Genomic DNA, 25,064 nt, shown 5'->3' on the forward strand with positions numbered 1-25,064 from the left:
GGCGGCCGGTGCGTTTTCGTTCTGAGGTGCGTTCGCTGTCCGTCATGAGGAGAGACATGTCCGAGAAGACCCCCGTCGACTTCTGGTTCGACCCGCTGTGCCCCTGGGCGTGGATGACCTCCCGCTGGGTCCTCGAAGTGGAGACGCTCCGTGACATCGAGGTGCGCTGGCATGTCATGAGCCTGGCCGTCCTCAATGAGAACCGGATCGACGAGCTTCCCGAGGAATACCGCGACATGCTCGCGAACAAGGCCTGGGCTCCGGTCCGTGTGGTGGTCGCCGCTCAGCAGAAGTACGGCGACGAGGTCGTCGGCAAGCTCTACACCGCGCTCGGCACCCGCTTCCACAACGGCGGCGAGGGCCCGACCCGCGAGGCGATCTCCGCCGCTCTGGACGAGGTCGGACTGCCCGCGGACCTGATCGATTACGCCGACTCGGACACCTATGACACCGAGCTGCGCGCCTCCCACCAGGAAGGCATCGACAAGGTCGGCCAGGAGGTCGGCACTCCCGTTATCGCCGTGCCCGGCGCCGACGGCGAGCAGGTCGCCTTCTTCGGTCCGGTCGTCACTCCGGCGCCGAAGGGCGAAGCGGCGGCGAAGCTCTGGGACGGCACGCTGCTGGTCGCGTCCGTCCCGGGCTTCTACGAGATCAAGCGCACCAGGACCCAGGGCCCCATCTTCGACTGACCCGCGCTTTCTGATGTGACCTGATCGTCAAGAGAAGGGCCCCCGCGAGTCATGTCCTCGCGGGGGCCCCTCGTTTTTCCGTCCGCACGTGAAGGCGAGAAGACGATCACGAGCCGGACGTCTGTGGGACAGCGCTCAAGGAGCGAGCAGAAGATTGTTCGCCCGCTCCTTGGCGGCTGTGTAACGCCTGGCCACGTCCTGCCAGTTGACGACGCGCCACATCGCCTCGACGAAGTCGACCTTCTGGTTCTTGTACTGGAGATAGAAGGCGTGCTCCCAGGCGTCGAAGACCAGGATCGGGACCGATCCCTGGCCGGCATTGCCCTGGTGGTCATAGATCTGCTCGACGATCAGCCGAGCGCTGACCGGTTCGTACGCGAGCACGCCCCAGCCGGAGCCCTGCGTGGTCGCGGCGGCCTTGGTGAGCTGGGCCCTGAATCCGGCGAAGGAGCCGAAGGAGGCGGCGATGGCGTCCGCCAGCTCGCCGACACCGTCCGCGGCGAGCGGCTCGCCGCCGCCGTCACCGGTCATGTTGTGCCAGTAGATCGAGTGCAGGATGTGGCCGGAGAGATGGAACGCGAGGCTCTTCTCCAGGCCGTTGATCGCGCCCCAGGACTCGTTGTCCCGTGCCTCCGCGAGCTGTTCGAGCGTGTCGTTCGCACCCTTCACATAGGCCGCGTGGTGCTTGTCGTGATGCAGCTCGATGATCTGCGGATTGATGACCGGTTCGAGCGCCGCGTAGTCGTACGGAAGTTCAGGAAGCGTGTAGATGGCCATGTGTCCGAGCCCTCCGACCTCTTGTTGCACATCTTATGCAAGTGCACGCTAACAGCAACAGGAGCCGGTTATTTTTGTGGACACCTCCGACAACGCTCTGACCTCCGCTTTGTGGGCGACTGACGGTGATCCGGCCGGGACGGGTGGGTTAACGTCGGGCTGTCCCGAACTGCCCTCACGACCGCGGAGACCTCCATGAGCACTGCTGCCGCAGCACCCCGTACCGGAGCGGTCCTCGCCGATCTGCTTCCCGCCACCCGCACCCGGGACATAGCCCTGGTCCTCGGCGGCGCCGTCCTCACCGGCATCGCGGCGCAGATCTCCGTACCGGTTCCCGGCTCGCCGGTCCCGGTCACCGGCCAGACCTTCGCGGCGCTGCTCGTCGGCACCGCGCTCGGTGCCCGCCGGGGCTTCCTCTCGCTCGCGGTCTACACCGTGGTCGGCATGGCCGGGGTGCCGTGGTTCTCCGCGGGCTCCTCAGGACCCGGCGGCGCGTCCTTCGGCTATGTCCTCGGCATGCTGCTCGCCGCCACCGTGGTCGGCGCGCTGGCCCGGCGCGGCGGCGACCGCTCCGTACCGCGCACAGCGGCCACGATGGTGCTGGGCTCCGCTCTCGTCTACGCGATCGGCGTCCCGTATCTGGCGCTGTCCGCCGGTCTCTCCACCGGCGCCGCGATCAGCGCGGGCCTGGTGCCCTTCCTGCTCGGCGACGCCTTGAAGGCCGCACTGGCGATGGGCGCGCTGCCCGCCGCCTGGAAGCTCGTCGGCCGCCGCGGCTGACACCGGCGGGCCCGGCATCAGCCGGCCGGCGCGGCCGTCGCACCGGCCGCCGCCGGGAGCTCCGCGAGGAATTCGCCGGTGGAGAGAATCGCGTGCGCGTAGGCGGGAGCGTTCACCTCGAAGGTCGCGTGGAGCTCGTCCCAGCTGAAGGAGGCGATGGCGTCCCTGATCAAGGTCACGTGATAGCCGAGCTCCTGCCCGTACCGGGCCGTGGTGTCCACGCACGTGTTCGCTCTCATTCCCATGATGGCGATTCTTGAGATGCCGTGCTGTGTGAGCAGCAGATCGAGATCGGTGTTGGCGAAGCCGCTCGATCCCCAGTGTTCCCGGGCCACCAGCTCACCTTCGACCGGCGTGAAATCCGGATGGAACTCACCGCCCCAGCTACCACGCGCGAAGGTCTGGCTCCTGACCACATTGCGCTGGGTCGGCGACAGGTGCTGCCAGGTGGTGTAGTCGTGCGGTTCCGTGCGGTGGTGCGGTACGACGATCGTGCGGATGCCGCGCCGACGGGTCGCGCCCAGCACCTGCCGCATATGGTCGAGCAGTCCCACACCCTCCGCCGTCTCCTTGACGACCGGCCACAATTTGCCGCCCTCGGACAGGAAATCGTTGTACGGGTCGATGAGAAGCAGAGCCGTACTCTCGCTGCTGTATCCGCCGTTGCTCACGCTCACCAGCCTGGCTGGCGATGCCCGGCATCGCATCTCGGGGCCATCGCGCCGACGGTATGATCCGACGGACCGTACGAGGGAAGTGGGCGGCCGAATGAGAACGGATCCAGGCTCCACCTCGGAGCGTGACGCGGGTCCTTCCGGTGCGAGCGGGCCCGGAGTACCGGCCGGCTCCGCGCACGCTCTCGGCGAGATCATCGCCACCGCCGTGGTGACCTCGGCCCTGGTCCCGTTCGCGCAGACGCTGGCGCAGAAGGCCGCCGAGGACACCTATACAGCGGTCCGCGGCTGGCTTCGCGAGGTGTTCCGGAGCGCCGAGGCCAAGCGTGTCCCGCCGGGAGAGCGCCACCGCGAGCTGCTCATCGTCCAGGACCTCGACCCGAAGCTCCAGGCGTCGCTCTATCTGCCGACGGACGCCTCGGACGAGGCGCTGCGCGCTCTGGAGCGGCTCGACATCGGCGAGGAGATCGCCACCGCCCGGCGCGGAGAACCGGCGAAGATCCGCGTGTACTGGGACGAGCGCACCGGCACCTGGCGCGCGGGCACCTAGGACCTCATGGCCCAGGAGTCGCTTCGCGCGCAGTACGAGGCCCTGCTGCGCGCGGAGGGCCGGACGGTCCGGCGCGCTCTCGCCGAAGGAGAAGCACGCGCGTACGGAGCGGCGAGCCTCTACGAGCGGATCTCGTCGGATTTCCGGCGGACCCTGGCCGAGGCGGACATCGCGCTGCCGGAGCCCGTCCTCGTCGCGAAGTATCCGCACGAGTCGTTCAATGCCCAGGCCCGCGCGGTGCGCGGCGGCACGCTGATCCTCGTCAACGCCGGATTCTCACTGCTGGTGCTGGAGATGAGCAAGGCGTTCGCGGCCTCGCTGGGATTCTTCTCCCGGGACGAGGACGGCGGGATCACCGTCGAGGCCGCGACACCGGCCGTGCGCGAGCGCAGGCGGATCGCCGAGCGCGGGATGGCGCGCTCGGTACTCGCGTATCTCTTCCAGGGCGACGCGGCCCATGGCGGCCGTCAGCCGCTGGACGCCGACTCCGCCGCGATGGCCCGGCTGCTGACCGAGGCCACCGAGCGGTTCGTGGTCGCGCACGAGTTCGCTCATCTGCTCGAAGGCCATCTGGCGACGCCGGCCCAGCGGGGGGCCGGTGAGTGGCTGCACCGCACCCGTGAGCAGGAGTTCCAGGCCGACGAGACCGGCATGCTGCTTCTGCTGCGAGCCCTGGAGGACGGCCCCGAGGAGCAGCTCGCGAGCTATCTCGCCGTGGCCGGGCCGTTGTTCTTCTTCGCGATCGACCATCTCATCACTCGCGTGCGCAACGAGATCGACGACATCCCGCAGGGCATGCGGCTGTCCGACCATCCCGGTTCGGACGAGCGCGGCGCGGCGCTGCGCGCGCTGCTCACGGACATCCACGGCCCCTTGGTGCTGCACATGGCCGACGCCTGCGTGCAGTGGCTGTCCTGGCACGAGGACGGCATCGTCACCGCCGCACGCGGCCAGTTGGCCGGCTGACTCTCAGCTCCCGTCCGCCAGATATTCTCTGGCCCGGCGCGCCGCCTCCGGCTCGGGAGAGTCCACGGCGATGAGGTAGTACGTCCGCGCCTTCCGGATCCTGCCCTCCCGCTCCCAGGTCCGGGCCAGATTGAACGCGGCGACCGTTCTCTCCAGCGTTCCGCCGTGCGCGAAGGCGTACTTCCACCTCCGCTTGGCCTCCCGCTGGTTTCCTTCGTCCTCCTCGATCACTCCGAGATTCACGGCCGCGAGCGGCGCGTATTCCTTGTGGCCGGTCCTCACCGCCATGTCGTAGACCGCACGGGCCGCCAACGGATCCGTGAGCCGCAGCAGATTGCCCAGCCGGTAGGCCGCCTGGGCCAGCGAGGAACTCTCACCGCAGTCCACACAGCGGCGAAAGGCGTCCTTCGCTCCTTCCGTGTCGCCGAGGTGATCCAGCATCGCGCCGAGACAGCGATAGGCGGTGGGCTTCATCACTCCGTCGGCGGTCTCGACGGCTCTCCGGAAGAGACGCAGCGCCTCGTCGAGATTGCCGTCGGACTGTTCGAGCATGCCCAGTTGAAGCGCCGCTCCGGCGGCCGCGTCGGAATCGCCGTACCACGTGATGGCCCGCAGCGCGTTCCTGGTCCGCTCCGGAGCCTCCGTCCCGTCCGGGTCACCCAGATAGGTGGCCGCCATCGCCAGCAGGGCCCGGGTGCCGGCTTCGCAGCGCTCCCGTCGCCGCGCCGTCGCGGAGTCCGACACCTGGCCCCGCAGCTTCTTCGCCACGGCACTGGAGGAACGCGCGGGCCGGGCCTCGTCCTTGGTGAAGCCTTCATAGCCTCGCACCGTCCGGTCCGGTGTGTTCCAGATGCTCCTTTTGTCCTTGATGAGCTCAAGGTGTTCGCTGTCCATCGCCACATCGACCTCGCCGCGCCGAATGGTGACCTCGCACAGCGGACACGGCGTGCCGACGAGTTTCGCCGCGCGATCGGCCACTTGCTTCGCGCCGGTGAACTCAGCGACGTCCACACAGTGGAAACAGAAGTTCGAAAATAACGCTACCTGCACGGTCTTCCCCCAGCGGGCTTGTCCGGCTCACCTGTCCACGGCCCGAGTCCGAGCCGTAGAAACTACTCCGTGAGCCGGGCCCGGCGGTCCCGTTCCGCCAATGTCTCCGGCTTCTTCACGCGGTCCGTCGCCGCCGCGAGTCCCGCACCAGTGCGACCGCCACCACGAGCGCCGCCACCAGCAGTGACAGCAGCACCTGGTCCCGTCCGGCGTCATCGGTGAGCATGTACACCAGGACGAACGAGATCATCGCGATCGTCGCCCAGGTCAGATACGGGAAGAGCCACATCCGCACGACCAGCTTCTCCGGCGCCTCGCGCAGGATGATCCCGCGCATCCGGAGCTGTGTGCAGCAGATGACCAGCCAGACGAACAGCGCCACGGCGCCGGACGAGTTCAGCAGGAAGGCGAACACCGTGTCGGGCCACTCGTAGTTGAAGAAGACGGCGACAAAGCCGAAGAGGACGGACGACAGGATCGCGGCCCGCGGCACACCACGCGCGTTCGTCCGGGCGAAGGCGCGTGGCGCGTCACCGCGCCGGCCGAGCGAGAAGGCCATCCGGGACGCGGTGTACAGGCCGGAGTTCAGACAGGACAGGACGGCGGTCAGCACGATCACATTCATGACCTGACCGGCGTGCGGGATACCGATCGAGTTCAGCGCCGCGGCGTACGAGCCGTCCTTGACGATCGACGGATCGTCCCAGGGAAGCAGCGTCAGCACGACGAAGACCGAGCCCAGATAGAAGACCGCGATCCGCCAGATCACACTGTTGGTCGCCTTGGAGACGGCCCGCCGCGGATCACTCGACTCACCGGCGGCGAGCGTGACGATCTCACTGCCCATGAACGAGAAGACGACCATCAGCACACCGGTCAGGATCGCGCCGGGTCCCTTCGGCAGAAAACCGCCGGAGTCCGTGAGATGCGCGAAGCCCGCGCCCGGATTGTCCGAGCCGGGCAGCACTCCGAACACGGCCAGCAGACCGATGACGACAAACGCTCCGATCGCCACCACCTTGATCCCGGCGAACCAGAACTCGAACTCGCCGTACGACGCGACGGACACCAGATTCGTGGCCGTCAGCACGACCATCACGGTCAGCGCCCACGCCCACTGCGGTACCGCCGGGACCCAGCCCTCCAGGATCACCGCGCCCGCCGTCGCCTCGACCGCCAGCACCACCACCCAGAAGAACCAGTACAGCCAGCCGATCGAGAATCCGGCCCAACGGCCCAGCGCGCGGTCCGCGTAGGCGGAGAAGGATCCGGAGGCCGGCTGCGCCGCGGCCATCTCGCCCAGCATCCGCATCACCAGCACGACCATCAGGCCGACCAGCGCGTACGACAGCAGAATGGCCGGACCGGCGGCGGCGATACCGGACCCGGAGCCGACGAACAGACCGGCGCCGATCACACCGCCGATGGCGATCATGGAGAGATGACGGTTCTTCAGCCCGGCCTGAAGTCCCTCAGCCGATGGTGGATTGCCAGGCTCGCTGGGCTTGTCGTCTTCCTTTATGGGGGTAGGAAGGGAGGTCATGGAGGAATCCTTACGTCCGCGGTCCGCTCGGGTGACGAGCCTCCGCGTCCGGCCGCCCGACCCCGCTGACCGCTACCCAGCGACACGCGTGCCACACTCGGAACATGCGCGTGTATCTCGGTTCCGACCATGCAGGCTTCGAACTCAAGAACCACCTGGTCGAGTGGCTCACCGCTCATGGCCACGAGCCCGTCGACTGCGGTCCTCACATCTATGACGCCGACGACGACTATCCGCCGTTCTGCCTGCGCGCCGCCGAGCGCACGGCGGCGGACCAGGACAGCCTCGGCATCGTGATCGGCGGCTCCGGCAACGGCGAGCAGATCGCCGCGAACAAGGTCAAGGGCGTGCGGGCGATTCTCGCCTGGAACGCGGACACCGCGGCTCTCGGCCGCGAGCACAACAACGCGAACGTCATCTCCGTCGGCAGCCGGATGCACTCACGCGACGAGGCGGTCTCCTTCATCGAGGTCTTCCTCAAGACGCCGTACTCCGGCGCCGAGCGCCACGCGCGCCGGATCGGCATGCTCACGGCCTACGAAGCGACGCGAGAGCTGCCGCCCGTCCCGGCCCACCACCCACAGCAGGGCTGAGGCCGCCGGTCACCTCCTGCCGCCGGGCCCGGCCCGGCGGCAGGGCCATGTCCCGTCCGGCGTCGCCGGTCCGGACAGCCGCGACACCCGCCGCTTCCTGTCATCGAGGAGACCTCGTGCCCGAGGGGCATACGATCCACCGCCTCGCCGAGGACCATCTCGACCGCTTCGGGGGCCGTCCGGTACGGGTCAGCAGCCCGCAGGGCAAGTTCTCCGACAGCGCGGCCCTGCTCGACGGACAGGTGCTCGCGACCGCCGACGCTCATGGCAAGCATCTCTTCCTCGGCTTCGCGGACACCGGCTGGATCCATGTCCATCTCGGCCTCTTCGGCAAGGTCGGCTTCGGTGACGCGCCCGCACCACCGCCGACGGACACGGTCCGGCTGCGGCTCGCCGGAGACACGGCGTACATGGATCTGCGCGGCCCGACCACCTGCGCGCTGATCACCGAGCCGGAGAAGCAGGCGATACACGACCGCCTGGGCCCGGATCCGCTCCGGCCGGAGGACGACGGCGAGAAGGCCTGGGCCCGGATATCCCGCTCCCGTACGACCGTCGCCGCACTGCTCATGGACCAGAAGGTCATCGCCGGAGTCGGCAATGTCTACCGCGCCGAGGTCCTCTTCCGGCACGGCATCGATCCGTACCGCGCGGGCAAGGACCTCACGCGCGGCGAGTGGGACGCGATCTGGCCGGACCTGGTGGCGCTGATGCGCGAAGGCGTACGGAACAACCGCATCGACACCGTCCGTCCCGAGCACACTCCTGAGGCGATGGGCCGCGCGCCGCGCGTCGACGACCACGGCGGTGAGGTCTATGTCTACCGCCGGGCGCTGCTGCCGTGTCTGCTGTGCGGCGCCGAGATCCGCACCGCACCGCTCGCCGCACGCAATCTGTTCTGGTGTCCCGGCTGCCAGCCGCGTCAGCCGGAGCGCGAAGAGGTCCGGCCTCAGAAGCCGTGAGGCAGCCAGGGCGCGATGTCCGACGCGAAGGCGGTGGACGCCTCCGCCAGCGCTCCGGGCCGCAGCTCCTTCACCCGGCCGGCCCGCGCCAGCGCCGCCAGAGTCACTCCGCCCAGATACGCGGCGCCCAACTCCCGGACGGAGAGCGCCAGATCGGCCGTGTCCCGCGTGCGCTCGCAGGACGCGCCCTTGGCGTCGCCGATCAGCCGCCAACGGCCTTCGTTCCAGCGGCAGAAGCGGTCCTCGACCTCGAACACCACATCCACGGGAGTCCGGTATGTACGGGCCTCCAGCGCGGCTCCCACCTCCACCGGCCGCAGATGCAGTGAGTCGCGCTGCCGCACATTGCACCGCCGGATGTCGGTGACGAGATGCAGGAACGGATCGTCCGCCGGCCGGCTGCGCGCCTGGATCGTCGTCGTCAGATCGATGCCGAAGAGGAAGCGCCAGAGCGCCGCGTACGCCACCGGGTCCGGCGCGTACACGTCCCGCAGCTCGATCGTGCCTCTCGGACCTGACCTGCTCCACTCCGGCTTGTTGCGGAAGTGCGTGTATCCGACGGTCTCGCCGTCCCGCTCCGCCAGCACACACTGGAGCGGCGACATGCCGCCCTTCTCCAGACCGCTGTCGACGACGGGCAGCTTGTCCCAGCCGGGAGAGCGCGCGAGCATGCCGGGACGCGTCGCGACCTCCGCGGCGTAGATCGCCTCGCACGCCTCTCGTACGGCCGGATCGTCCGGATCGACGCGCCGGAGACGTATCTCGTCCACGCCGTCCGGCAGCGCGATCCGCGCCGACGCCGTCTCGATCTCGGCGGAGAGCTGCTGGGACGCGATGCCGTATCCGAACCGTCCATAGATCGCCGGCTCGGACGCGGTCAGCACGGCCAGCGGCTCGCCGAGCTCCCGGACGTCGTCGAGCTGGCGCCGCATCATCGAGGTGAGGATGCCGCGCCGCCGGTGCGTGGCCGCCACGCTCACCATGGTCACACCGGCCGCCGGTACCAGCGCTCCGCCGGGCACCGAGAGCCGGAAGCTGAACGCACCGGCCGTGCCGACGCAGTCGTCACCGTCCCAGACACCGATCGACCGCTCGTGTTCGGTCAGCGACCGCCACAGCGCGCGCACGCCGTCCGAGTCGGCGACACCGCCGAACGCGAGCTCCAGAGCCCCGTACCAGCGGTCCCATTCGGATGCGCGCAGCACGCGCTGCTCAGTCGTCATGCGCCATCAGTACCAGGGCCGACGTCGATCGGGCGACCCGATTTCGAACGCAATGTCATGGGGGTCCCCTGCACGACGGGCCGGTGGATCGATAGGGTCCACAACAATGGCCGGTGTCGCGCGAGCGGAGTCCTCCTCGGCCCGGATGCGCAGGACGCTGCACCGGGTCCGCAACGCCGTGCGCAAATCCGGCGTCGACTACTTCCGAGGTGACGGCTCCGACTGGATCGCGTTCGTCGGTCTGCTGCTCACGATCCCGGCCATCGCCTTCACCACCATCGCCATCCCGGTCTGGTGCGCGCCGTCCGCTCTCGTCCTTCCGATCGTGGCCGGTGGCCTGCTGCTGCGGCCCGCGAGCCTGCTCGGCCTGTACGCGGCCGGAGCCGCCGCGCTGATCGTCGAGTCGATAGTCCTCGGTCCGTATACGGACGGCTCCGGCCGGGTCACTCCAGGCACCGTGCTGGTCGTGGCGGCCTGCGGCCTCTTCGGACTGCTGATCGCGCAGTTCCGGGCCAGGGTCGGAGTGCCGTGGCGGCGCGGCGGGACGATGCTCTTCGACCTGCGCGAACGCATCCGCGTGCAGAGCGCGCTGCCTCGGCTGCCCAAGGGCTGGCACCACGAGATGGCGCTGCGTCCTGCCGGTGGCCAGTCCTTCTCCGGCGACTTCGTCGTCGCGGCCCGTACGAACGGCGGCCGCACGCTCGAAGTCGTCCTCACCGATGTCTCCGGCAAGGGCATGGACGCGGGCTCACGCGCCTTGCTGCTGTCCGGTGCCTTCGGCGGCCTCCTCGGCTCGCTTCCGTCCCACGGCTTCCTTCCGGCGGCCAACGGCTATCTGCTCCGCCAGGACTGGGATGAGGGCTTCGCCACCTCCATCCATCTTGTCCTCGATCTCGACTCGGGCGACTACGAGCTGCTCTCGGCGGGCCATCTGCCCGCTCTCCAGCTTCACGCGGGCAGCGGTCGCTGGGAGGAGAAATCCGGCGAAGGACCTCTTCTCGGTGTCTACGACGGCGCTCAGTTCGATCCGGTCAAGGGCGCGCTGCGGGCCGGTGATGTCCTGATGCTCTTCACGGACGGCCTGGTCGAGGCGCCGGGCCGGGACATCGCGGAAGGTATCGACCGCCTCACCGGCGAAGCGGACCGCTATGTCGCTCCTGGCTTCGAAGGCGCCGCCTGGCATCTGATCGAAGCGGTCGCCAAGGACGTGAACGACGACCGGGCGCTGCTGCTGATCTGCCGCGAGGGCTGAGCCGGGCCGCCGAGCACAACTGGCCCTGCCATCAGCGGCTTTGAGGCCGAATTGAGACGGCCACGGGCCTGTGCCCTCGTCAGTCGAGCGAGCCGTACCGCGGTCGGCCGGGTGTTCTCCGGCGCTGTTTTCAGCGGGGCTTTCTCGTGGCGAGGGCGAGGCCGGCGATGCGGCGGTGCGTACCGATCGCGCGGTGTGACGCGTGGTGGGACGGTTGACGGCGGTTTGGCCTCGGGCCGGGGCCTGCTGCCTGTCGATGCCGGTAGATGCCTGTCGGCAGCGCCGTCAGCGCCGTTAGAGGGCCGCTACACCACGGGGATTGGTTTCGATGGTGATGGTGCCGGTGACGGTGTTGGTGGCCGTGCTGATCACCGAGACGGTACTGGGAGCCAGGTTCGAGACGTAGACGTTGGCTCCGTCAGGGCTGACCGCCACGCCACGTGGATTGGTGTTGACGGTGATGGTGGCGGTGACGGCGTTGGTGACTGTGTCGATCACCGAGATGGTGTTCGCGCCTTGGTTGGCGACGTAGGCGTGAGTTCCGTCCGGGCTGACGGCCACGCTGAACGGAAGAGCGTCGACGGCGATGGTGGCGGTGACGGTGTCGGTGGCCGTGTTGATCACCGAGACCGTGTTGGTGCCTTGGTTGGCGACGTAGGCGCGGTTTCCGTCCGGACTGACGGCCACGCTGAACGGAAGAGCGCCGACGGTGATGGTGGCGGTGACGGCGTTGGTGGCCGTGTTGATCACCGAGACGATGCCCGCGGTCAGGTTGGTGACATAGACGCGCGCGGTGTCGGGAGAGACCGCGATCCCGGAGGGCTGAGGGTCGACGGCGATGGTGGCGGTGACGGCGTCGGTGGCTGTGTCGATCACCGAGACGGTGCCTGAGGTCAGATTGGTCACGTAGGCGCGCGTGCCGTCGGGTGACACCGCTACGCCGGTGGGGTTGCTGCCGACGGTGATGGTGGCGGCGACGGTGTTGGTGGCCGTGTCGATCACCGAGATGGTGTCCGCGCCCTGGTTGGCGACGTAGGCGCGGTCGCCGTGCGGAGAGACCGCTACGCCGGTGGGATTCTTCTCCACGGGCACGGTGGCGGTGACGGTGTTACTGGTCCTGTTGATCACCGAGACGGTGCCTGAGGTCAGGTTGGCCACGAAGAGCGCAGGGAGGATAGGGACGAAGTAGGTGAATCCGCCCAGGACTGTCGTACTGCCGCCGCCGGTGGTGATCATGACGAGAGCGTTTCCGGCCGCGCCTGCGGGCGCCACACCGGTCAGCGAGGTGCCGGCGGCGTTCACCGCGATCACCGTTGCCGCGATGCCATTGATGGTGACACCGGCGCCGGTCAGGTTCGTTCCGGTGATCGTGAAGACGGTGCCGCCGGCAGCCGGGCCGGACGTGGGAGAGATGGTGGTGGCCGTGGGCACGCCGAGATACGTGTAGGCCATGCCGTTGCTCGTGCCGCCGGCCGCCGTGACCCGTACGACGACCTGACCGGCTGCGTCTCCGGCCGGCACGATCACCGTGAGCTGGCTGTCGGAGAGGACCGTCGGGACGGCGGGCTGGCCACCGAAGCTCACACTGCTGGCCGTGGCCAGTGCTGTGCCGTTGATGGTGACGGTGTTGCCGCCGGCCAGCGGACCGGAGGTGCTGCTCAGGTGCGTGACTAACGGTGCGCTCACATAGAAGAACGGGACCGGTGCGCTGGTGCCGCCGCCGGTGGTGACCGTCACGCCGACCGTTCCGGTTCCGGAAGGCGACGTCACGGTGAGCTGAGTCGGCGACACCTGGATGATGTTGGTGGCCGGCTTGGCGCCGAACATCACCGCGGTGGTTCCGCCGAGGCCCGGGCCGGTGATGGTGACCACGGTGCCACCGCCGGTGGATCCCTGGTTCGGTGAAAGGGTAAGAGCCATGATCGTGCCTTTCGCTGGACGGGCGCTTCGCTGTCCGTAGTCGGGCAGGAGGCGGGAAGGACATGTGCCGCGGTGGGCACCGGGGCAGGGTGGATCTGTCGGTTGCTGTGGCTGAGTCGCCGCTGGTACGAGGTGCGGCGGCGTGGCGGAGTGCCGCAGGCGTCCGGAGCGGTGTCGTTGGTCCTGAGGAGGGCACAGCGGTGCCGCCGCACATCACGGAAGTTGCCTGGATCGCGCCGGTGCCGGTGAGGGCATTGGTGTTGCGCCACCCACTGAACGGGCCGCAGAGGGAGAGGCATCGGCTGTCGGTTCGGCGCTCAACGTGAGGTACGAGGTACGGCGCGTTGGCGCTGCCGACTCCTGTGATGACGGGCACTGGGATTGCGCGGGAAGGGCGCCGAAATCCCGGTATTAGGCACGTTCATGTCAAGGAGAAGGCCGAGGTCAGCGCCGAGCTCCGCCCAGGGCCGTGGCATACCTCGCTCCGAAAGTCACCGATGTGACGGTGCTTCGGTTTGCTCCACGGATGGCCGGTGCGGTGCCGAACTTTTTTGCTCCTGCCTTGGCTCAGTGAAGCGTCTGAGGTCCAAGTTTCGAAAGAGCGCAGTTGCAACATCTAGGAGTGAATATGTAAATATGAGTAGGATTCTGTAAAAATGCGGATGCGCCGGAGTGCGCTGTTCCGCTTCTGCCTTCGGGGTCCGCACGCCGTGGCGGGCAAGGACGCGTGGTTTCTCCGCTGAACGCGTGGGCTTGACGGCGCCTGCGAAGACGAGCGGATCGTGCTGGTGACCACCGGACGATCCTGCGAAGAACGACAGGCGGCTTCCGCTCTCCTCCGCCGCCAGGAGCGGCGGTGTGCTCGACGGGATGTGTGCGGCGACCTCCTTCATCGCGGAGGCCGGGAACGGGTCGGCTTCACCGCCGACGCCCAGGTGGTCCACCGTGACGGCGCGGTGACTGCGCGAGAACTCCTCGATCCGGTGGCACCACAGCTTCGCGGTGGACGCGGGCGGCGACCGCACATGCGTCGGAGCCCATCTTCCGGCCTGATGGCCGGAAGATGGGCTGTGCCACGAACAGCTCTAAGCCGGAGTCGGAGTCAGCTCGCCGGACGCGGCGGCTGTGATGAAGGTGGTGAAGGTGTCCGGAGCGACGGCGAAGACCGGCCCCTCGGGATTCTTCGAGTCGCGCACGGCGACGGCGGCGGTGCAGGCGGCGACCTCGATGCACTCACCGTTGGTGTCGCCGCTGTAGCTCGACTTGTGCCAAGCGAGGGCTCCGATGGGGGTGCACTCGACGCACTGCCCGCCGGTATCGCTGCTGTGGGTTGACTTACGCCATTGTGTGGCCGTCAGTCGCAGATGGCTCTGCATAGAGTTCCTCCATTACGCGGGCGATCAACTCCGCTGATTTCTCCACAGATAGGGCAGCGGCCTGCAGGTGATCGTAACGGAGAGCGCGGTCCTTGACTGCCTTTGGATCGGCCGTGAAATAGCCGGCCTCGTAGCCCTCTGTGTAGGTGATGTCCGGGTCGTCGTCGAAGCGGAATACCGTGAAGGAGCCCATCAGGCCTGCATGAACGCCCATAGAGAATGGCAGTACTTGGATCTGAACCCACTCGGCGTCCTGGTAGGACAACAGGTGCGCGAGTTGATTTCGCATCACCCTTCGCCCGCCGATCCCTTGGTGCAGCACTGCTTCACACAGCACTACCCAGACCAGCGGTGGGTTCTCCCGTTTGAGGATGCGCTGTCGCTCCATCCGGGCCGCCACGCGCTCGTCCAGTCTGTCCTTGACCAGGGCGCTGAGTACTGCCCTCGCGTACTCCTCGGTCTGGAGGAGGCCAAGTACCAGTTGCGTCTGGAACATGTTGATGTAGGACGCTCGCGCCTCCATCTCCGCGTACTGCTGAAACCAAGGCGGCAGTTGGCTACGGAGTACCAGTGGCAACAACCGACTCAGCGAGCCTTCCGTGCCCAGCGCCGCGTCCACGCGCTCCGAGAACTCTCTGGTCGGGAGTTTGCGAGCCGTCTCGATCTGGCCGATCAGTGAGCCGGTGCAGTAGAGGATCGCGCCTAACTGCTTTTGGTTGAGATTGGCTGCTTCTCGTAGGCGTCGTAGTTCCGCGCCGTAGTAGGCGAGCGGTGACGCGCTCGGGTCAAGGTCTCGGATATTCGTCACGACGGCCTCCAACGCTACGGAGAGTTGCCTGTAGTCCGTAGCCGAGCGTAGTCATGTCGTTGCAGTCTTGGTGGGTGAATACGACAACCCGTCCCGATCACGCAGGAGTCGACGTGCTGAACAGCGGAGAGTGCCCGCCCACCTGTTACGGCATGAGCTTCACCGTAGGTGAGCACTCGGCCCGGCATCTGCGCCGCATCGTGCGGACTTATCTCTGCGTCTGGAAGCTGGAAGAGCTCTGTGACGCGGCCGAGCTGGCACTGACCGAACTGCTCGCCAACGTCGTGCGCCATGTGCCGGGCCGTGGCTGTTCCGTACTGATCCTGCGGCAGCCGGGCTCTCTGCGTGTCGAGGTGACGGACAGAGAGCCGCGGCTGCCGCAGCTCACGATGGGGCAGGACCCGGACGAGCTGGCCGAGGACGGCCGGGGCCTGCTGCTGGTCGACGCGGTGACCGACCGATGGGGCGTGCGACCGCGGCCGGACGGTGGCAAGACGGTGTGGTTCGAGTGCGAGGCGAAGGAGCCGTCCCGGTCTCGGAGCCTGTCGGACGACCTCTGACCGAAGGCCGCCCGACAGGCTCTCAGCCGGTGGCCGAGGCCGGCTCGCGTACGGCTTCCGCCTCGTCCGGAGGTGGACCGTCACCGTCGCGCCTGCCGCCGGGCAGCACTCGCGCCAGCCAGTGCGACCGTCCGGCGGCCAGCGGTCCGAGGACCGCGAGCACCAGTACATAACCGGCGATGAAAGGAGCGAGTCTCTGGTCCAGGGCCGCTCCTGCCGCCATCGTGGCGAGGATCAGAGCGAACTCGCCGCGTGCCAGCAGTGTGGTCGAGATGTTCGCCGCAGGACCGGCGCCGAAGCCGAAGATACGCGCGGCGGAGACACCGGCGACGACGTTCATCAGCAGTGTCACGGCGACGGCGGCGAGCACCGGCCACAGCACGGTCGGCAGATCACCAGGGTTGATCGACACTCCGAAGGCGAAGAAGAAGATCGCGCCGAAGGCGTCCCGCAGTGGATGGACCAGCTTGCGGATGCGGTCGCCGGACGACGTACTGCCGAGCATCAGACCGACCATGAACGCGCCGATGGCGTCCGCGACTCCGAACCACTCCGACACACCGGCCACAAAGACCGCCACGCCGAGGAAGGAGATGACCAACAGCTCGTCGTCCTTGGTGGACATGAGCCGGCCGACCAGCTTTGTGCCGAAGCGCGCGGCGAGCGCGAGCAGCAGCAGGAAGCCGAAGGCCTTTCCGCCGTCCGCCAGAGCCGCCGAGAGGCTGTCCGCGCCCGACAGGATCGGCTGGAGCGCGGCGAGATAGAGCGCCAGGAAGATGTCCTCGACCACGATGATGCCGAGAATCGGCTTGGTCTCCGGATTGCCGATACGGCCCAGGTCCACCAGGACCTTGGTGACGATCGCGGACGAGGAGATACCGAGCACCCCGGCGAGCACCAGCGCCTCGGACGTGCCCCAGCCGAGTGCGAAGCCGAAGCCGAGGCCCGCGCCGACATTCAGCGCCAGATACGTGCCGCCGGCGAGGGCCATCTTCCGGCCGCCCGCCTTGAGATCGTCCAGATGGAATTCAAGGCCGAGATAGAAGAGCAGCAATACCAGCCCGAGGGCCGAGAGCATCTCCAGGTCGTGCGGGTCGGAGACCAGCACGAAGCCAGGTGTGTGCGGGCCGAGAAGGATCCCGGCCAGGATGAACAAGGGAATGGTGGGCAGCTCGATTCGGCTGCCCAGCCGGGCGAGAACGGCGGCGGCGAGGAAGGCGCCGCCCATGGCTATGAGGGTCTCTGCGTGTCCGATGGGCTCGTTCCTCCGTCTGGATCGATGCGTCATGAGCGCCTGGCTGTCAGCGCGTGAGTCAAGGAAGAGTCAAGGAAGCGTCAGTACTTAGTTTACCAAACAGTTTACTGAGCAACTGTCGGCCTGGGAGCAGGCCGAAAATGAGGCCATGGCGGAACCACGGGAAACGGCGGCCGTCCGGCCCGTACAGTCGGCCGTATGCCGTATCTGACGCTGGCCGAGGTCGAGGCCGTCGCTCGCGAGGCCCACGCGGCCCAGACCGACAAGGCCGGACGTCCCTATGCGGAGCACCTGGCGGCGGTCGCCGAAGGAGTGCGAGCGCGCGGCGGCACCGACGAGCAGATCGCCGCGGCCTGGCTGCACGACGCGGTGGAGGACGACGCGCTGTCTCTGGAGTGGCTCGAAGCCGCCGCGCTGCCGAGGTCGGTCAAGGGCATGGTCCTCGCGGTCACCAAGGTGAGCGGTGAGGACGTCCAGGCGTACACCAGCCGGATTCTGGCCACACCGGGCGCGCTGCTGGTCAAGGAGTCCGATCTGGCGCACAACGCCGATCCGGCGCGCCTCGCCGTGCTCGACGCGCCGACCCGGGACCGGCTTACCGAGAAGTACGCGAAGGTGCGCGGACTCCTCGGCCTCGGTCAGGCGTGAGGCGGCCGACCGCAGACGAGTGCGGAGACGTGATCGAGGGAGCCGTCGCCTGCTGAGCGCGGTCGCGCCGGACCGCCCGCGCCGGAGGCGTGCGCGGCGCGGTCACCGCGAGGACCGCCGACCGTACTTCGCGTTGTCGGAGAACGCGTCTCGCTGGGTGGACGCCGGAGGCCGATCCGCACCGGTCCCGGCCGACCGCTCGCCGGCCGTGCGCGGCGTGTCGGCCACTGGTGGAGGTGAGGTTCCTGGACGGGATTCGGCCTTCCTGGCCGGCGGGAGCGGTGACCTCTCATATCCATATGGCGCCGAGAACATCTGCGGCACCTTGGCGGCGGGTCATGCGATGCGTAAAACCTTCTGAACAGGTGGCGCATTCGAATCTGGAACCACCAACAACCGTGCGTTATGCCCTGATTAATCAGTGTTAAATAGGGCATTTGGTCAGTCAATGGGCCCTCGGCGGCGCCGCGTTTACGTCGCCATGTGTTCGCTCGTTCATTTTTCGGAAGGCGTTGTGCGTCATCCGCATATGCGTGCGCGTAAATGGTGCGAACATCGGAGCGGTCGAATGGAATTCGCGCTCGAATTCACTCCGCCACGCCGAGCGCCGGAGTCGCGTGTGCCCCGGCGCGCGGGGCGCGTGATTGGCGAGATCCAGACGGCGATGATTCGTCAGCGGCCCACACCTGCGCGGAGGTTGATGGCACGATGGTTCGAGCGTGGTGAGCGGCGGTGTCGTCTCCGCGTGGCAGGGCAAGAGAGCAAGGCGGACCGACCGAGGGTGTGATCAGTTGTGGCCATTTCACTATCTGTGGTTGTGCTGTTGGCGGTCATCCTCGTGGTGCTGATCCGCGGCGGCTCGCTCAAGGCCGGGCCCGCGGTCGTCGCGGTGCTCTTCGGCTTCTTCCTGGCCTCCACCAACATCGCTCCGTCGGTGAATCGATTCCTCAACTCCATAGCCGACACCGTCAGTCAGATCACCTTCTGACAGATCACCTTCTGACAGATCACCTTCTGAACGTCCGACCGGCTCGCCGGACGGCCGAAGCGCGAAACGCCGACGGCCCGGCGAGTGGATCGCGTATTTCTACGCGGTCCACTCGGCCGGGCCGAGGACTGTGGAGCGGGCGACGGGAATCGAACCCGCGTAGCTAGTTTGGAAGACTAGGGCTCTACCATTGAGCTACGCCCGCACAGCATGCGCCGCAGGTCACGCGACCGCGGCACGAACAGCATCGTAGCGGGTCCCGGCCGCCTGCCGCACATCCGTTGTGCACGGCGCCCGGCGGCGCGCGGCATTCATCGCGACATCCATAAGGTGCGACCGTCCGGAGGCCGGACACCCATAAGGACTGTTTTTAAGGGAAACAGTCCGGCGTACGCCTGCCGGGAGACGGACGCGAGGCCCGTGGGCATGTACCCTACGTGTCGCACCGACGGGGTGTGGCGCAGCTTGGTAGCGCGTCCGCTTTGGGAGCGGAAGGTCGTCGGTTCGAATCCGGCCACCCCGACCACCACGCTTGATCACATTGTGGGGCTCTTCCTGCTTGCGGTTACTATGCAGACTGCGTGCCTGTGTGTCTGAAGAGTCTCTGAAGAACCGGGCCGATCCGCTGGGCCGCCGCAGTGCGGTGGACGCAGCAGAACCCCAGAATCAGCCACCAAGGAGACCGAACCGTGAAGAGCGCCGTGGAGACCCTGAACCCGACTCGGGTTCGGCTCACTGTCGAGGTGCCCTTCGAGGAGCTCAAGGACAGCCTCGACGCGGCGTACAAGAAGATCAACCAGCAGGTCACGGTGAAGGGCTTCCGTAAGGGCAAGATCCCGGCCCGGGTCATCGACCAGCGGTTCGGGCGTGGTGCTGTGCTGGAGGAGGCCGTCAACGACGCTCTCCCGAAGTTCTACACCGACGCGGTCAACGAGGGTGAGCTGAATGTCCTCGGCCAGCCCGACGTCGACATCACCGAGCTGAAGGACGGCGAACTGCTGGCCTTCACCGCCGAGGTGGACATCCGCCCGGCGATCGAGATTCCGGACTACTCCGGCATCGAGGTCGTCGTCGACTCCGTCGAGGTCACCGACGAGGACGTCGAGAAGTCGGTCGAGCAGCTCCGCGACCGCTTCGCCTCCACCAACCAGGTCGAGCGCGCCGCCGCCGAAGGCGATGTCGTGACGATCGACCTGGAGGCCAAGGTCGACGGAGAGGTGCTGCCGGACGGCGTCGCCAGCGAGGTGGAGTACACCATCGGCTCCGGCGAGCTGCTCGACGGCATCGACGAGGCCGTCACCGGCCTGGAGGCCGGCGGCGAGGCCACCTTCACCTCCGAGCTGAAGGGCGGCACGGCCGAGGGCAAGGCCGCCGAGGTCACCGTCAAGGTCATCCGGGTCGCCGCTCGCGAGCTTCCCGAGCTGGACGACGAGTTCGCGCAGATGGCGAGCGAGTTCGACACGCTCGACGAGCTGAAGGCCGACAGCCGCAAGCGCCTTGAGAGCATGAAGCAGTACGACCAGGCCACCCAGGCCCAGGAGCGCGTCCTCGACGAGCTGCTGAAGCTGGCCGAGGTGCCGATCCCGGAGAAGCTCCTCGCGGACGAGATCAACACCCGCAAGCACAACCTTGAGCACCACCAGCTCGGCCAGATGGGCCTCGACCTCGCGAAGTACCTGGAGATCCAGGGCCAGACCGAGGAAGAGTTCGAGGCCGAGACCGAGGAACAGGCGATCAAGGGCATCAAGACCCAGTTCATCCTCGACGAGCTGGTGAACAAGGAGAAGCTGAACGTGAACCAGGAGGAGCTCACCGAGCACCTCATGCGGCGCGCGCAGTCCTCCGGCATGTCTCCGGACCAGTTCGCCCAGGCCGTCGTCGAAGGCGGCCAGGTGCCGATGCTCGTCGGCGAGGTCGCGCGCGGCAAGGCGCTCGCGGTGGTCGTCGAGTCCGCGAAGGTCACGGACACCAACGGCCAGCCGGTGGTGCTGGACGACGATGACGACGCCGACACCGACGACACTGACGACGCCGCCGCTGAGACTGCCGACGCCGCCGACACTGCCGCCGCCGACGAGACCAACGCCACCGCCGCCGCTGACACCGCCGCCGAGACGGTCGAGGCAGCGGCCGACGGCACGGACAAGGACGGCAAGGCCGACGCCTGAGCGGCCTCGCTCTGATCGCCAGGACGGGCCCCGGACGCGAAACGCGCCCGGGGCCCGCCTCGTCCGCCCCGCAGAGCCCGCCGGAAGACCTCGGTGGCATCCCGGGCCGGAGCTGGGCCCGGAGGCCCGCAGCGGCCCGTACGGAGCCTCAACTACCTTGCGCTCCCAGCGAACAGCCAGGGAAGCGGGATGGCACCCGCCGACCAGCGCGTTAGGGTCCATGAATACGAGGGACGAGCAGTTTCCCGTCTCTCGGAACGAAGACGCTGAGACGGCCGCAGCCGTCAGAGACGAGCAGGTGGATACGTGACGAATCTGATGCCTTACGCCGCCGGTGAGCCGTCCCTCGGTGGTGGCCTCGGCGACCAGGTCTACAGCCGACTGCTCGGAGAGCGGATCATCTTCCTGGGCCAGCAGGTCGACGACGACATCGCCAACAAGATCACGGCGCAGCTCCTCCTTCTCGCGGCCGAGCCCGAGAAGGACATCTACCTCTACATCAACAGCCCCGGTGGTTCGGTGACGGCGGGCATGGCCGTGTACGACACCATGCAGTACATCCCGAACGACGTCGTGACCATCGGCATGGGCATGGCGGCCTCGATGGGCCAGTTCCTGCTGACCGGTGGCACGGCGGGCAAGCGCTTCGCGCTGCCCAACACCGACATCCTCATGCACCAGGGTTCCGCGGGTCTCGGCGGCACCGCCTCGGACATCAAGATCCAGGCCGAGCAGCTCCTGCGTACGAAGAAGCGCATGGCCGAGATCACCGCGCGTCACACGGGCCAGACCGAGGAGACGATCATCCGCGACGGTGACCGCGACCGCTGGTTCACCGCCGAGGAGGCCGTGGCCTACGGCATCATCGACGAGATCATCTCCGCTGCTTCGGGTGTTCCCGGCGGCGGCGGCACCGGGGCCTGAGACACGTCCCGGATCAGCCGGCCCAGCCAGCCCCGCCCAGCGAACGCCACAGGATGGTGAACACCCACATGAACAACTACTCCGCGAGCGGCCTCTACACCGGCCCGCAGGTGGACAACCGCTATGTCGTTCCGCGCTTCGTGGAGCGCACCTCGCAGGGCGTGCGTGAGTACGACCCGTACGCGAAGCTCTTCGAGGAGCGCGTGATCTTCCTCGGCGTGCAGATCGACGACGCCTCCGCCAACGACGTCATGGCGCAGCTCCTCTGCCTGGAGTCGATGGACCCGGACCGGGACATCTCGATCTACATCAACAGCCCCGGCGGCTCGATGACGGCGCTCACCGCCATCTACGACACGATGCAGTTCGTGAAGCCGGACATCCAGACCGTGTGCATGGGACAGGCCGCCTCCGCCGCCGCCGTGCTGCTCGCCGCCGGCACGCCCGGCAAGCGACTGGCCCTGCCGAACGCGCGCGTGCTGATCCACCAGCCGTCCAGCCAGACCGGCCGGGAGCAGCTCTCCGACCTGGAGATCGCGGCCAACGAGATCCTCCGGATGCGTGCCCAGCTTGAGGACATGCTGGCCAGGCACTCCACGACGCCGATCGAGAAGGTCCGCGACGACATCGAGCGCGACAAGATCCTCACGGCGGAGGACGCGCTCGCGTACGGACTGGTCGACCAGATCGTGTCGACCCGTAAGACCACGGCCGCAGCGGCCGCCTGACGTACCCGGCGCCCTTGGCGCGGTCCCACGAGCATGTGAACCGCGCCAAGGGGGGCCCGAACGGGGCCCCGGGCAAGGTACCGTCGGATATGAGGCACAGGAGCCGCTGAACCAGGCTGCTCCCAGGCGAAGGGGAAGCACCTCGTGGCACGCATCGGTGATGGCGGCGACCTGCTCAAGTGCTCGTTCTGCGGGAAGAGCCAGAAGCAGGTGAAGAAGCTCATCGCAGGTCCCGGTGTGTACATCTGCGACGAGTGCATCGACCTCTGCAACGAGATCATCGAGGAGGAGCTCGCGGAGACCTCCGAGGTGCGGTGGGAGGAACTGCCCAAGCCGCGCGAGATCTACGAGTTCCTTGAGGGATACGTCGTCGGGCAGGAGCCCGCGAAGAAGGCCCTCTCGGTGGCGGTCTACAACCACTACAAGCGCGTCCAGGCCGGTGAGAACGGCGGCGGCGCGGGCCGGGACGACGCGATCGAGCTCGCGAAGTCCAACATCCTGCTGCTCGGGCCGACCGGCTCCGGCAAGACGCTCCTCGCGCAGACGCTGGCGCGCATGCTGAACGTCCCGTTCGCCATCGCGGACGCGACGGCGCTGACGGAGGCCGGCTATGTCGGCGAGGACGTCGAGAACATCCTGCTCAAGCTGATCCAGGCGGCCGACTACGACGTCAAGAAGGCCGAGACCGGGATCATCTACATCGACGAGATCGACAAGGTCGCGCGCAAGAGCGAGAACCCGTCGATCACCCGCGATGTCTCGGGCGAAGGCGTGCAGCAGGCGCTGCTGAAGATCCTGGAAGGCACCACGGCCTCGGTGCCGCCGCAAGGCGGACGGAAGCACCCGCACCAGGAGTTCATCCAGATCGACACGACGAACGTGCTCTTCATCGTCGGCGGCGCCTTCGCCGGCCTGGAGAAGATCATCGAGTCGCGTGCGGGCGCGAAGGGCATCGGCTTCGGTGCGACGATCCGCTCCAAGCGCGAGATCGAGGCGAGCGACCAGTTCCAGGAGGTCATGCCGGAGGACCTGGTGAAGTTCGGGATGATCCCGGAGTTCATCGGCCGCCTCCCGGTCCTCACCTCGGTGCACAACCTCGACCGCGAGGCGCTGCTCCAGATCCTGGTCGAGCCGCGCAACGCGCTGGTGAAGCAGTATCAGCGGCTCTTCGAACTCGACGGTGTGGAGCTGGACTTCGACCGTCCGGCGCTGGAGGCCATCGCCGACCAGGCGATCCTGCGCGGCACCGGCGCGCGTGGTCTGCGGGCCATCATGGAAGAGGTCCTGATGTCGGTGATGTACGAGGTCCCGTCGCGCAAGGACGTGGCCCGCGTGGTCATCACGGAGGACGTCGTCCACTCGCATGTGAACCCGACACTGGTCCCGCGCGAGCCGCGGATCGTGAAGAACGACGGCCGCCACGAGAAGTCGGCCTGAAGCACAGACAGGTACAGCGCGGGCGCCCGGCCGGTCCAACCGGCCGGGCGCCCGCGTGTGTTGAGCCGGTGGTGCCTGGACCTGCCGCTCAGAGCTTGACGCGGACATCTCCGCGGAGCTTGGCCGCCGTGGCGGCGGCCTCTTCGAGCGGTGTGCTCTTCCCGGTCACCGCGCTCGCGATGTCGACCGCCGTGGTGAAGGCAAGCGTGCTGTGGTCGCCCCAGATGCACATCGGGACACGGAATTCCTTCGGACCCGCCTCCGTCGAGGACGGGTCGGTGTTCTTGAACTTGAGGTCCTGGCACTTCATGACCGCGTTGTCGAGGCCGGCCGGCTCGTACGCCTTCGGGCTGCCCACCAGCTCGATGGTCTCCTGCGTGTCCTTGTCCTCCTGCGACTGCTTGAGCATGTAGGCGAACATCGCGTCGACGACCTTCTCCGGGTCGTCGATCTCGCCGTAGACACCGCCGAAGCTCAGCGCCTTGCCCTCCAGCGGATTGTCCTTGCTGCCCGACTCGTAGTCGGCGCCGACGTCCTTGGCGTTCTTCACACCCCAGCTCTCGGCGTCCTTGAGGTCGCTCTCGGTCAGACCGCCGCTGCCGCTGCCGCCCTCACTCTTCTTGTACTGGCCGCCCAGCACCGTCGCGGGCGCCGTCAGCTTGTGCGGGCCGTCGTCGGCTATGGAGCCGCTGCCGCCGCCACCGGAGGTCAGGAAGTACGCGCCGGCCGCGATCACCGCGAGCGCCACCACGGCCACGCCGATGATCAGGCCCGTCTTCTTCTTGGGAGCCGGGCCCGGAGGAGGAGCGAACTGCCCGGCACCGTAAGGAGGTTGCTGCGGCGGCTGGCCGTATGGACCTGGCTGGCCCGGCTGGCCGTACGGTCCGGGCTGGGCCGGCTGGCCGTACGGTCCTGGCTGGCCCGGCTGGCCGTACGGTCCTGGCTGGCCCGGCTGGCCGTAGGGTCCTGGCTGGCCGTACGGTCCAGGCGGGCCGGGCTGCTGCGGAGCGCCGTATCCCGGCGGTGGCGGCGGGCCCTGCGGCGGGCCGCCCGCCGGCGGCTGCTGAGGGCCGTAGCCGGGGCCCGGCTGTCCGCCGTAGGGATTGGGCTGGGGCTGGCCGTAGGGTCCAGGCTGCTGAGGCGGCTGACCGTCATACGGTCCCGGCTGGTTGTGGCTCATGTGCTCTGTCCCC

General features: G+C 67.9%; 24 protein-coding genes and 2 tRNA genes. 15 read left to right on the forward strand and 11 right to left on the reverse strand.

Going from position 1 to position 25,064, the window contains the following annotated elements:
- The first annotated feature begins 56 nt into the window (after positions 1 to 56).
- Positions 57 to 689, forward strand: a complete 633-nt coding sequence (locus PV679_RS01440; protein ID WP_319678319.1) for a DsbA family protein — start codon at positions 57 to 59, stop codon at positions 687 to 689.
- A 135-nt stretch (positions 690 to 824) separates the two neighbouring features.
- On the opposite strand, the gene PV679_RS01445 is transcribed toward PV679_RS01440, so the two are convergent.
- Complete coding sequence (locus PV679_RS01445; protein ID WP_319678320.1) at positions 825 to 1,466, reverse strand: superoxide dismutase; 642 nt, start codon at positions 1,464 to 1,466, stop codon at positions 825 to 827.
- A gap of 195 nt (positions 1,467 to 1,661) precedes the next feature.
- Here PV679_RS01445 and PV679_RS01450 point away from each other — a divergent pair, with 195 nt between their 5' ends.
- Complete coding sequence (locus PV679_RS01450) at positions 1,662 to 2,246, forward strand: biotin transporter BioY (RefSeq protein ID WP_319678321.1); 585 nt, start codon at positions 1,662 to 1,664, stop codon at positions 2,244 to 2,246.
- Positions 2,247 to 2,263: 17 nt separating this feature from the next.
- Here the strand turns inward: PV679_RS01450 and PV679_RS01455 are convergent, their stop codons facing one another.
- Entirely contained in the window at positions 2,264 to 2,917 is a 654-nt protein-coding gene (locus tag PV679_RS01455; protein WP_319678322.1) for an isochorismatase family cysteine hydrolase, read from the reverse strand.
- 97 nt (positions 2,918 to 3,014) lie between these two features.
- On the opposite strand from PV679_RS01455, the gene PV679_RS01460 reads away from it, so the two are divergent.
- On the forward strand, positions 3,015 to 3,470 hold the full coding sequence (locus PV679_RS01460) for a hypothetical protein (protein WP_319678323.1): 456 nt from the start codon (positions 3,015 to 3,017) through the stop codon (positions 3,468 to 3,470).
- 6 nt (positions 3,471 to 3,476) lie between these two features.
- The gene (locus tag PV679_RS01465; protein WP_319678324.1) at positions 3,477 to 4,436 is read left to right on the forward strand and encodes a hypothetical protein; all 960 of its coding nucleotides are present in this window, start codon (positions 3,477 to 3,479) and stop codon (positions 4,434 to 4,436) included.
- 3 nt (positions 4,437 to 4,439) lie between these two features.
- Here the strand turns inward: PV679_RS01465 and PV679_RS01470 are convergent, their stop codons facing one another.
- Positions 4,440 to 5,447 (reverse strand): tetratricopeptide repeat protein, encoded by a 1,008-nt coding sequence (locus PV679_RS01470; RefSeq protein ID WP_319678325.1) that lies wholly within the window; start codon positions 5,445 to 5,447, stop codon positions 4,440 to 4,442.
- 154 nt (positions 5,448 to 5,601) lie between these two features.
- Complete coding sequence (locus tag PV679_RS01475; RefSeq protein WP_319678326.1) at positions 5,602 to 7,029, reverse strand: amino acid permease; 1,428 nt, start codon at positions 7,027 to 7,029, stop codon at positions 5,602 to 5,604.
- A 104-nt stretch (positions 7,030 to 7,133) separates the two neighbouring features.
- On the opposite strand from PV679_RS01475, the gene PV679_RS01480 reads away from it, so the two are divergent.
- A complete protein-coding gene (locus PV679_RS01480; protein ID WP_319678327.1) occupies positions 7,134 to 7,622 on the forward strand; it encodes a ribose-5-phosphate isomerase in 489 nt (162 codons plus the stop codon).
- 116 nt (positions 7,623 to 7,738) lie between these two features.
- Positions 7,739 to 8,584 carry an Fpg/Nei family DNA glycosylase gene (locus PV679_RS01485; RefSeq protein WP_319678328.1) on the forward strand — a complete coding sequence of 282 codons (846 nt, stop codon included), beginning with the start codon at positions 7,739 to 7,741 and terminating at the stop codon, positions 8,582 to 8,584.
- Here the strand turns inward: PV679_RS01485 and PV679_RS01490 are convergent.
- Complete coding sequence (locus PV679_RS01490; protein WP_319678329.1) at positions 8,572 to 9,807, reverse strand: GNAT family N-acetyltransferase; 1,236 nt, start codon at positions 9,805 to 9,807, stop codon at positions 8,572 to 8,574. The two genes, PV679_RS01485 and PV679_RS01490, sit on opposite strands and share 13 nt — an antisense overlap.
- A 106-nt stretch (positions 9,808 to 9,913) precedes the next feature.
- On the opposite strand from PV679_RS01490, the gene PV679_RS01495 reads away from it, so the two are divergent.
- Complete coding sequence (locus tag PV679_RS01495) at positions 9,914 to 11,059, forward strand: PP2C family protein-serine/threonine phosphatase (RefSeq protein ID WP_319678330.1); 1,146 nt, start codon at positions 9,914 to 9,916, stop codon at positions 11,057 to 11,059.
- A gap of 294 nt (positions 11,060 to 11,353) precedes the next feature.
- Here PV679_RS01495 and PV679_RS01500 read toward each other — a convergent pair whose 3' ends face one another.
- From PV679_RS01500 to PV679_RS01510, 3 genes are all read right to left on the reverse strand, one after another.
- On the reverse strand, positions 11,354 to 12,979 hold the full coding sequence (locus PV679_RS01500; RefSeq protein ID WP_319678331.1) for an IPT/TIG domain-containing protein: 1,626 nt from the start codon (positions 12,977 to 12,979) through the stop codon (positions 11,354 to 11,356).
- A gap of 1,085 nt (positions 12,980 to 14,064) precedes the next feature.
- Complete coding sequence (locus PV679_RS01505) at positions 14,065 to 14,355, reverse strand: DUF397 domain-containing protein (RefSeq protein WP_319678332.1); 291 nt, start codon at positions 14,353 to 14,355, stop codon at positions 14,065 to 14,067.
- Complete coding sequence (locus PV679_RS01510) at positions 14,315 to 15,163, reverse strand: helix-turn-helix transcriptional regulator (protein ID WP_319678333.1); 849 nt, start codon at positions 15,161 to 15,163, stop codon at positions 14,315 to 14,317. The genes PV679_RS01505 and PV679_RS01510 overlap by 41 nt, the downstream gene beginning before the upstream one ends.
- Positions 15,164 to 15,315: 152 nt before the next feature.
- Here PV679_RS01510 and PV679_RS01515 point away from each other — a divergent pair, with 152 nt between their 5' ends.
- Entirely contained in the window at positions 15,316 to 15,723 is a 408-nt protein-coding gene (locus PV679_RS01515; protein ID WP_319678508.1) for an ATP-binding protein, read from the forward strand.
- A gap of 22 nt (positions 15,724 to 15,745) precedes the next feature.
- Here PV679_RS01515 and PV679_RS01520 read toward each other — a convergent pair whose 3' ends face one another.
- The gene (locus PV679_RS01520) at positions 15,746 to 16,951 is read right to left on the reverse strand and encodes a cation:proton antiporter (protein ID WP_319678334.1); all 1,206 of its coding nucleotides are present in this window, start codon (positions 16,949 to 16,951) and stop codon (positions 15,746 to 15,748) included.
- A gap of 225 nt (positions 16,952 to 17,176) precedes the next feature.
- Here PV679_RS01520 and PV679_RS01525 point away from each other — a divergent pair, with 225 nt between their 5' ends.
- Together PV679_RS01525 and PV679_RS01530 are read left to right on the forward strand one after the other, a co-directional pair.
- A complete protein-coding gene (locus tag PV679_RS01525) occupies positions 17,177 to 17,626 on the forward strand; it encodes an HD domain-containing protein (protein WP_319678335.1) in 450 nt (149 codons plus the stop codon).
- A gap of 793 nt (positions 17,627 to 18,419) precedes the next feature.
- Positions 18,420 to 18,614: a hypothetical protein gene (locus PV679_RS01530; protein WP_319678336.1), complete on the forward strand. Its 195-nt coding sequence runs from the start codon at positions 18,420 to 18,422 to the stop codon at positions 18,612 to 18,614.
- A 131-nt stretch (positions 18,615 to 18,745) separates the two neighbouring features.
- Here PV679_RS01530 and PV679_RS01535 read toward each other — a convergent pair.
- Positions 18,746 to 18,819, reverse strand: a tRNA-Gly gene (locus PV679_RS01535).
- A 244-nt stretch (positions 18,820 to 19,063) separates the two neighbouring features.
- Between PV679_RS01535 and PV679_RS01540 the strand changes: the two genes are divergently transcribed.
- The 5 genes from PV679_RS01540 to clpX all read left to right on the forward strand — a co-directional run bounded on the left by PV679_RS01540 (position 19,064) and on the right by clpX (position 23,871).
- Positions 19,064 to 19,140, forward strand: a tRNA-Pro gene (locus PV679_RS01540).
- A gap of 163 nt (positions 19,141 to 19,303) precedes the next feature.
- The gene (gene tig / locus PV679_RS01545; RefSeq protein ID WP_319678337.1) at positions 19,304 to 20,782 is read left to right on the forward strand and encodes a trigger factor; all 1,479 of its coding nucleotides are present in this window, start codon (positions 19,304 to 19,306) and stop codon (positions 20,780 to 20,782) included.
- Positions 20,783 to 21,100: 318 nt separating this feature from the next.
- Positions 21,101 to 21,706: an ATP-dependent Clp protease proteolytic subunit gene (locus PV679_RS01550; RefSeq protein ID WP_319678509.1), complete on the forward strand. Its 606-nt coding sequence runs from the start codon at positions 21,101 to 21,103 to the stop codon at positions 21,704 to 21,706.
- Positions 21,707 to 21,759: 53 nt separating this feature from the next.
- A complete protein-coding gene (locus PV679_RS01555) occupies positions 21,760 to 22,434 on the forward strand; it encodes an ATP-dependent Clp protease proteolytic subunit (protein WP_319678338.1) in 675 nt (224 codons plus the stop codon).
- Between the two features lie 144 nt (positions 22,435 to 22,578).
- On the forward strand, positions 22,579 to 23,871 hold the full coding sequence (gene clpX, locus PV679_RS01560) for an ATP-dependent Clp protease ATP-binding subunit ClpX (RefSeq protein ID WP_319678339.1): 1,293 nt from the start codon (positions 22,579 to 22,581) through the stop codon (positions 23,869 to 23,871).
- 88 nt (positions 23,872 to 23,959) lie between these two features.
- Here clpX and PV679_RS01565 read toward each other — a convergent pair whose 3' ends face one another.
- The gene (locus PV679_RS01565; protein WP_319678340.1) at positions 23,960 to 25,051 is read right to left on the reverse strand and encodes a hypothetical protein; all 1,092 of its coding nucleotides are present in this window, start codon (positions 25,049 to 25,051) and stop codon (positions 23,960 to 23,962) included.
- Between the last annotated feature and the right edge of the window lie 13 nt (positions 25,052 to 25,064).

Source organism: Streptomyces sp. AK02-01A, from assembly GCF_033795305.1.
Lineage (GTDB): Bacteria > Actinomycetota > Actinomycetes > Streptomycetales > Streptomycetaceae > Streptomyces.

Excerpts from the sequence above, each read along its gene's own strand:
- PV679_RS01440 (WP_319678319.1), top strand. The coding sequence starts at position 57 with ATGTCCGAGAAGACCCCCGTCGACTTCTGGTTCGACCCGCTGTGCCCC.
- PV679_RS01445 (WP_319678320.1), bottom strand. The coding sequence starts at position 1,466 with ATGGCCATCTACACGCTTCCTGAACTTCCGTACGACTACGCGGCGCTC.
- PV679_RS01450 (WP_319678321.1), top strand. The coding sequence starts at position 1,662 with ATGAGCACTGCTGCCGCAGCACCCCGTACCGGAGCGGTCCTCGCCGAT.
- PV679_RS01460 (WP_319678323.1), top strand. The coding sequence starts at position 3,015 with ATGAGAACGGATCCAGGCTCCACCTCGGAGCGTGACGCGGGTCCTTCC.
- PV679_RS01465 (WP_319678324.1), top strand. The coding sequence starts at position 3,477 with ATGGCCCAGGAGTCGCTTCGCGCGCAGTACGAGGCCCTGCTGCGCGCG.
- PV679_RS01475 (WP_319678326.1), bottom strand. The coding sequence starts at position 7,029 with ATGACCTCCCTTCCTACCCCCATAAAGGAAGACGACAAGCCCAGCGAG.
- PV679_RS01480 (WP_319678327.1), top strand. The coding sequence starts at position 7,134 with ATGCGCGTGTATCTCGGTTCCGACCATGCAGGCTTCGAACTCAAGAAC.
- PV679_RS01490 (WP_319678329.1), bottom strand. The coding sequence starts at position 9,807 with ATGACGACTGAGCAGCGCGTGCTGCGCGCATCCGAATGGGACCGCTGG.
- PV679_RS01495 (WP_319678330.1), top strand. The coding sequence starts at position 9,914 with ATGGCCGGTGTCGCGCGAGCGGAGTCCTCCTCGGCCCGGATGCGCAGG.
- PV679_RS01500 (WP_319678331.1), bottom strand. The coding sequence starts at position 12,979 with ATGGCTCTTACCCTTTCACCGAACCAGGGATCCACCGGCGGTGGCACC.
- PV679_RS01505 (WP_319678332.1), bottom strand. The coding sequence starts at position 14,355 with ATGCAGAGCCATCTGCGACTGACGGCCACACAATGGCGTAAGTCAACC.
- PV679_RS01515 (WP_319678508.1), top strand. The coding sequence starts at position 15,316 with ATGAGCTTCACCGTAGGTGAGCACTCGGCCCGGCATCTGCGCCGCATC.
- PV679_RS01520 (WP_319678334.1), bottom strand. The coding sequence starts at position 16,951 with ATGGGCGGCGCCTTCCTCGCCGCCGCCGTTCTCGCCCGGCTGGGCAGC.
- PV679_RS01525 (WP_319678335.1), top strand. The coding sequence starts at position 17,177 with ATGCCGTATCTGACGCTGGCCGAGGTCGAGGCCGTCGCTCGCGAGGCC.
- PV679_RS01550 (WP_319678509.1), top strand. The coding sequence starts at position 21,101 with ATGCCTTACGCCGCCGGTGAGCCGTCCCTCGGTGGTGGCCTCGGCGAC.
- PV679_RS01555 (WP_319678338.1), top strand. The coding sequence starts at position 21,760 with ATGGTGAACACCCACATGAACAACTACTCCGCGAGCGGCCTCTACACC.
- PV679_RS01565 (WP_319678340.1), bottom strand. The coding sequence starts at position 25,051 with ATGAGCCACAACCAGCCGGGACCGTATGACGGTCAGCCGCCTCAGCAG.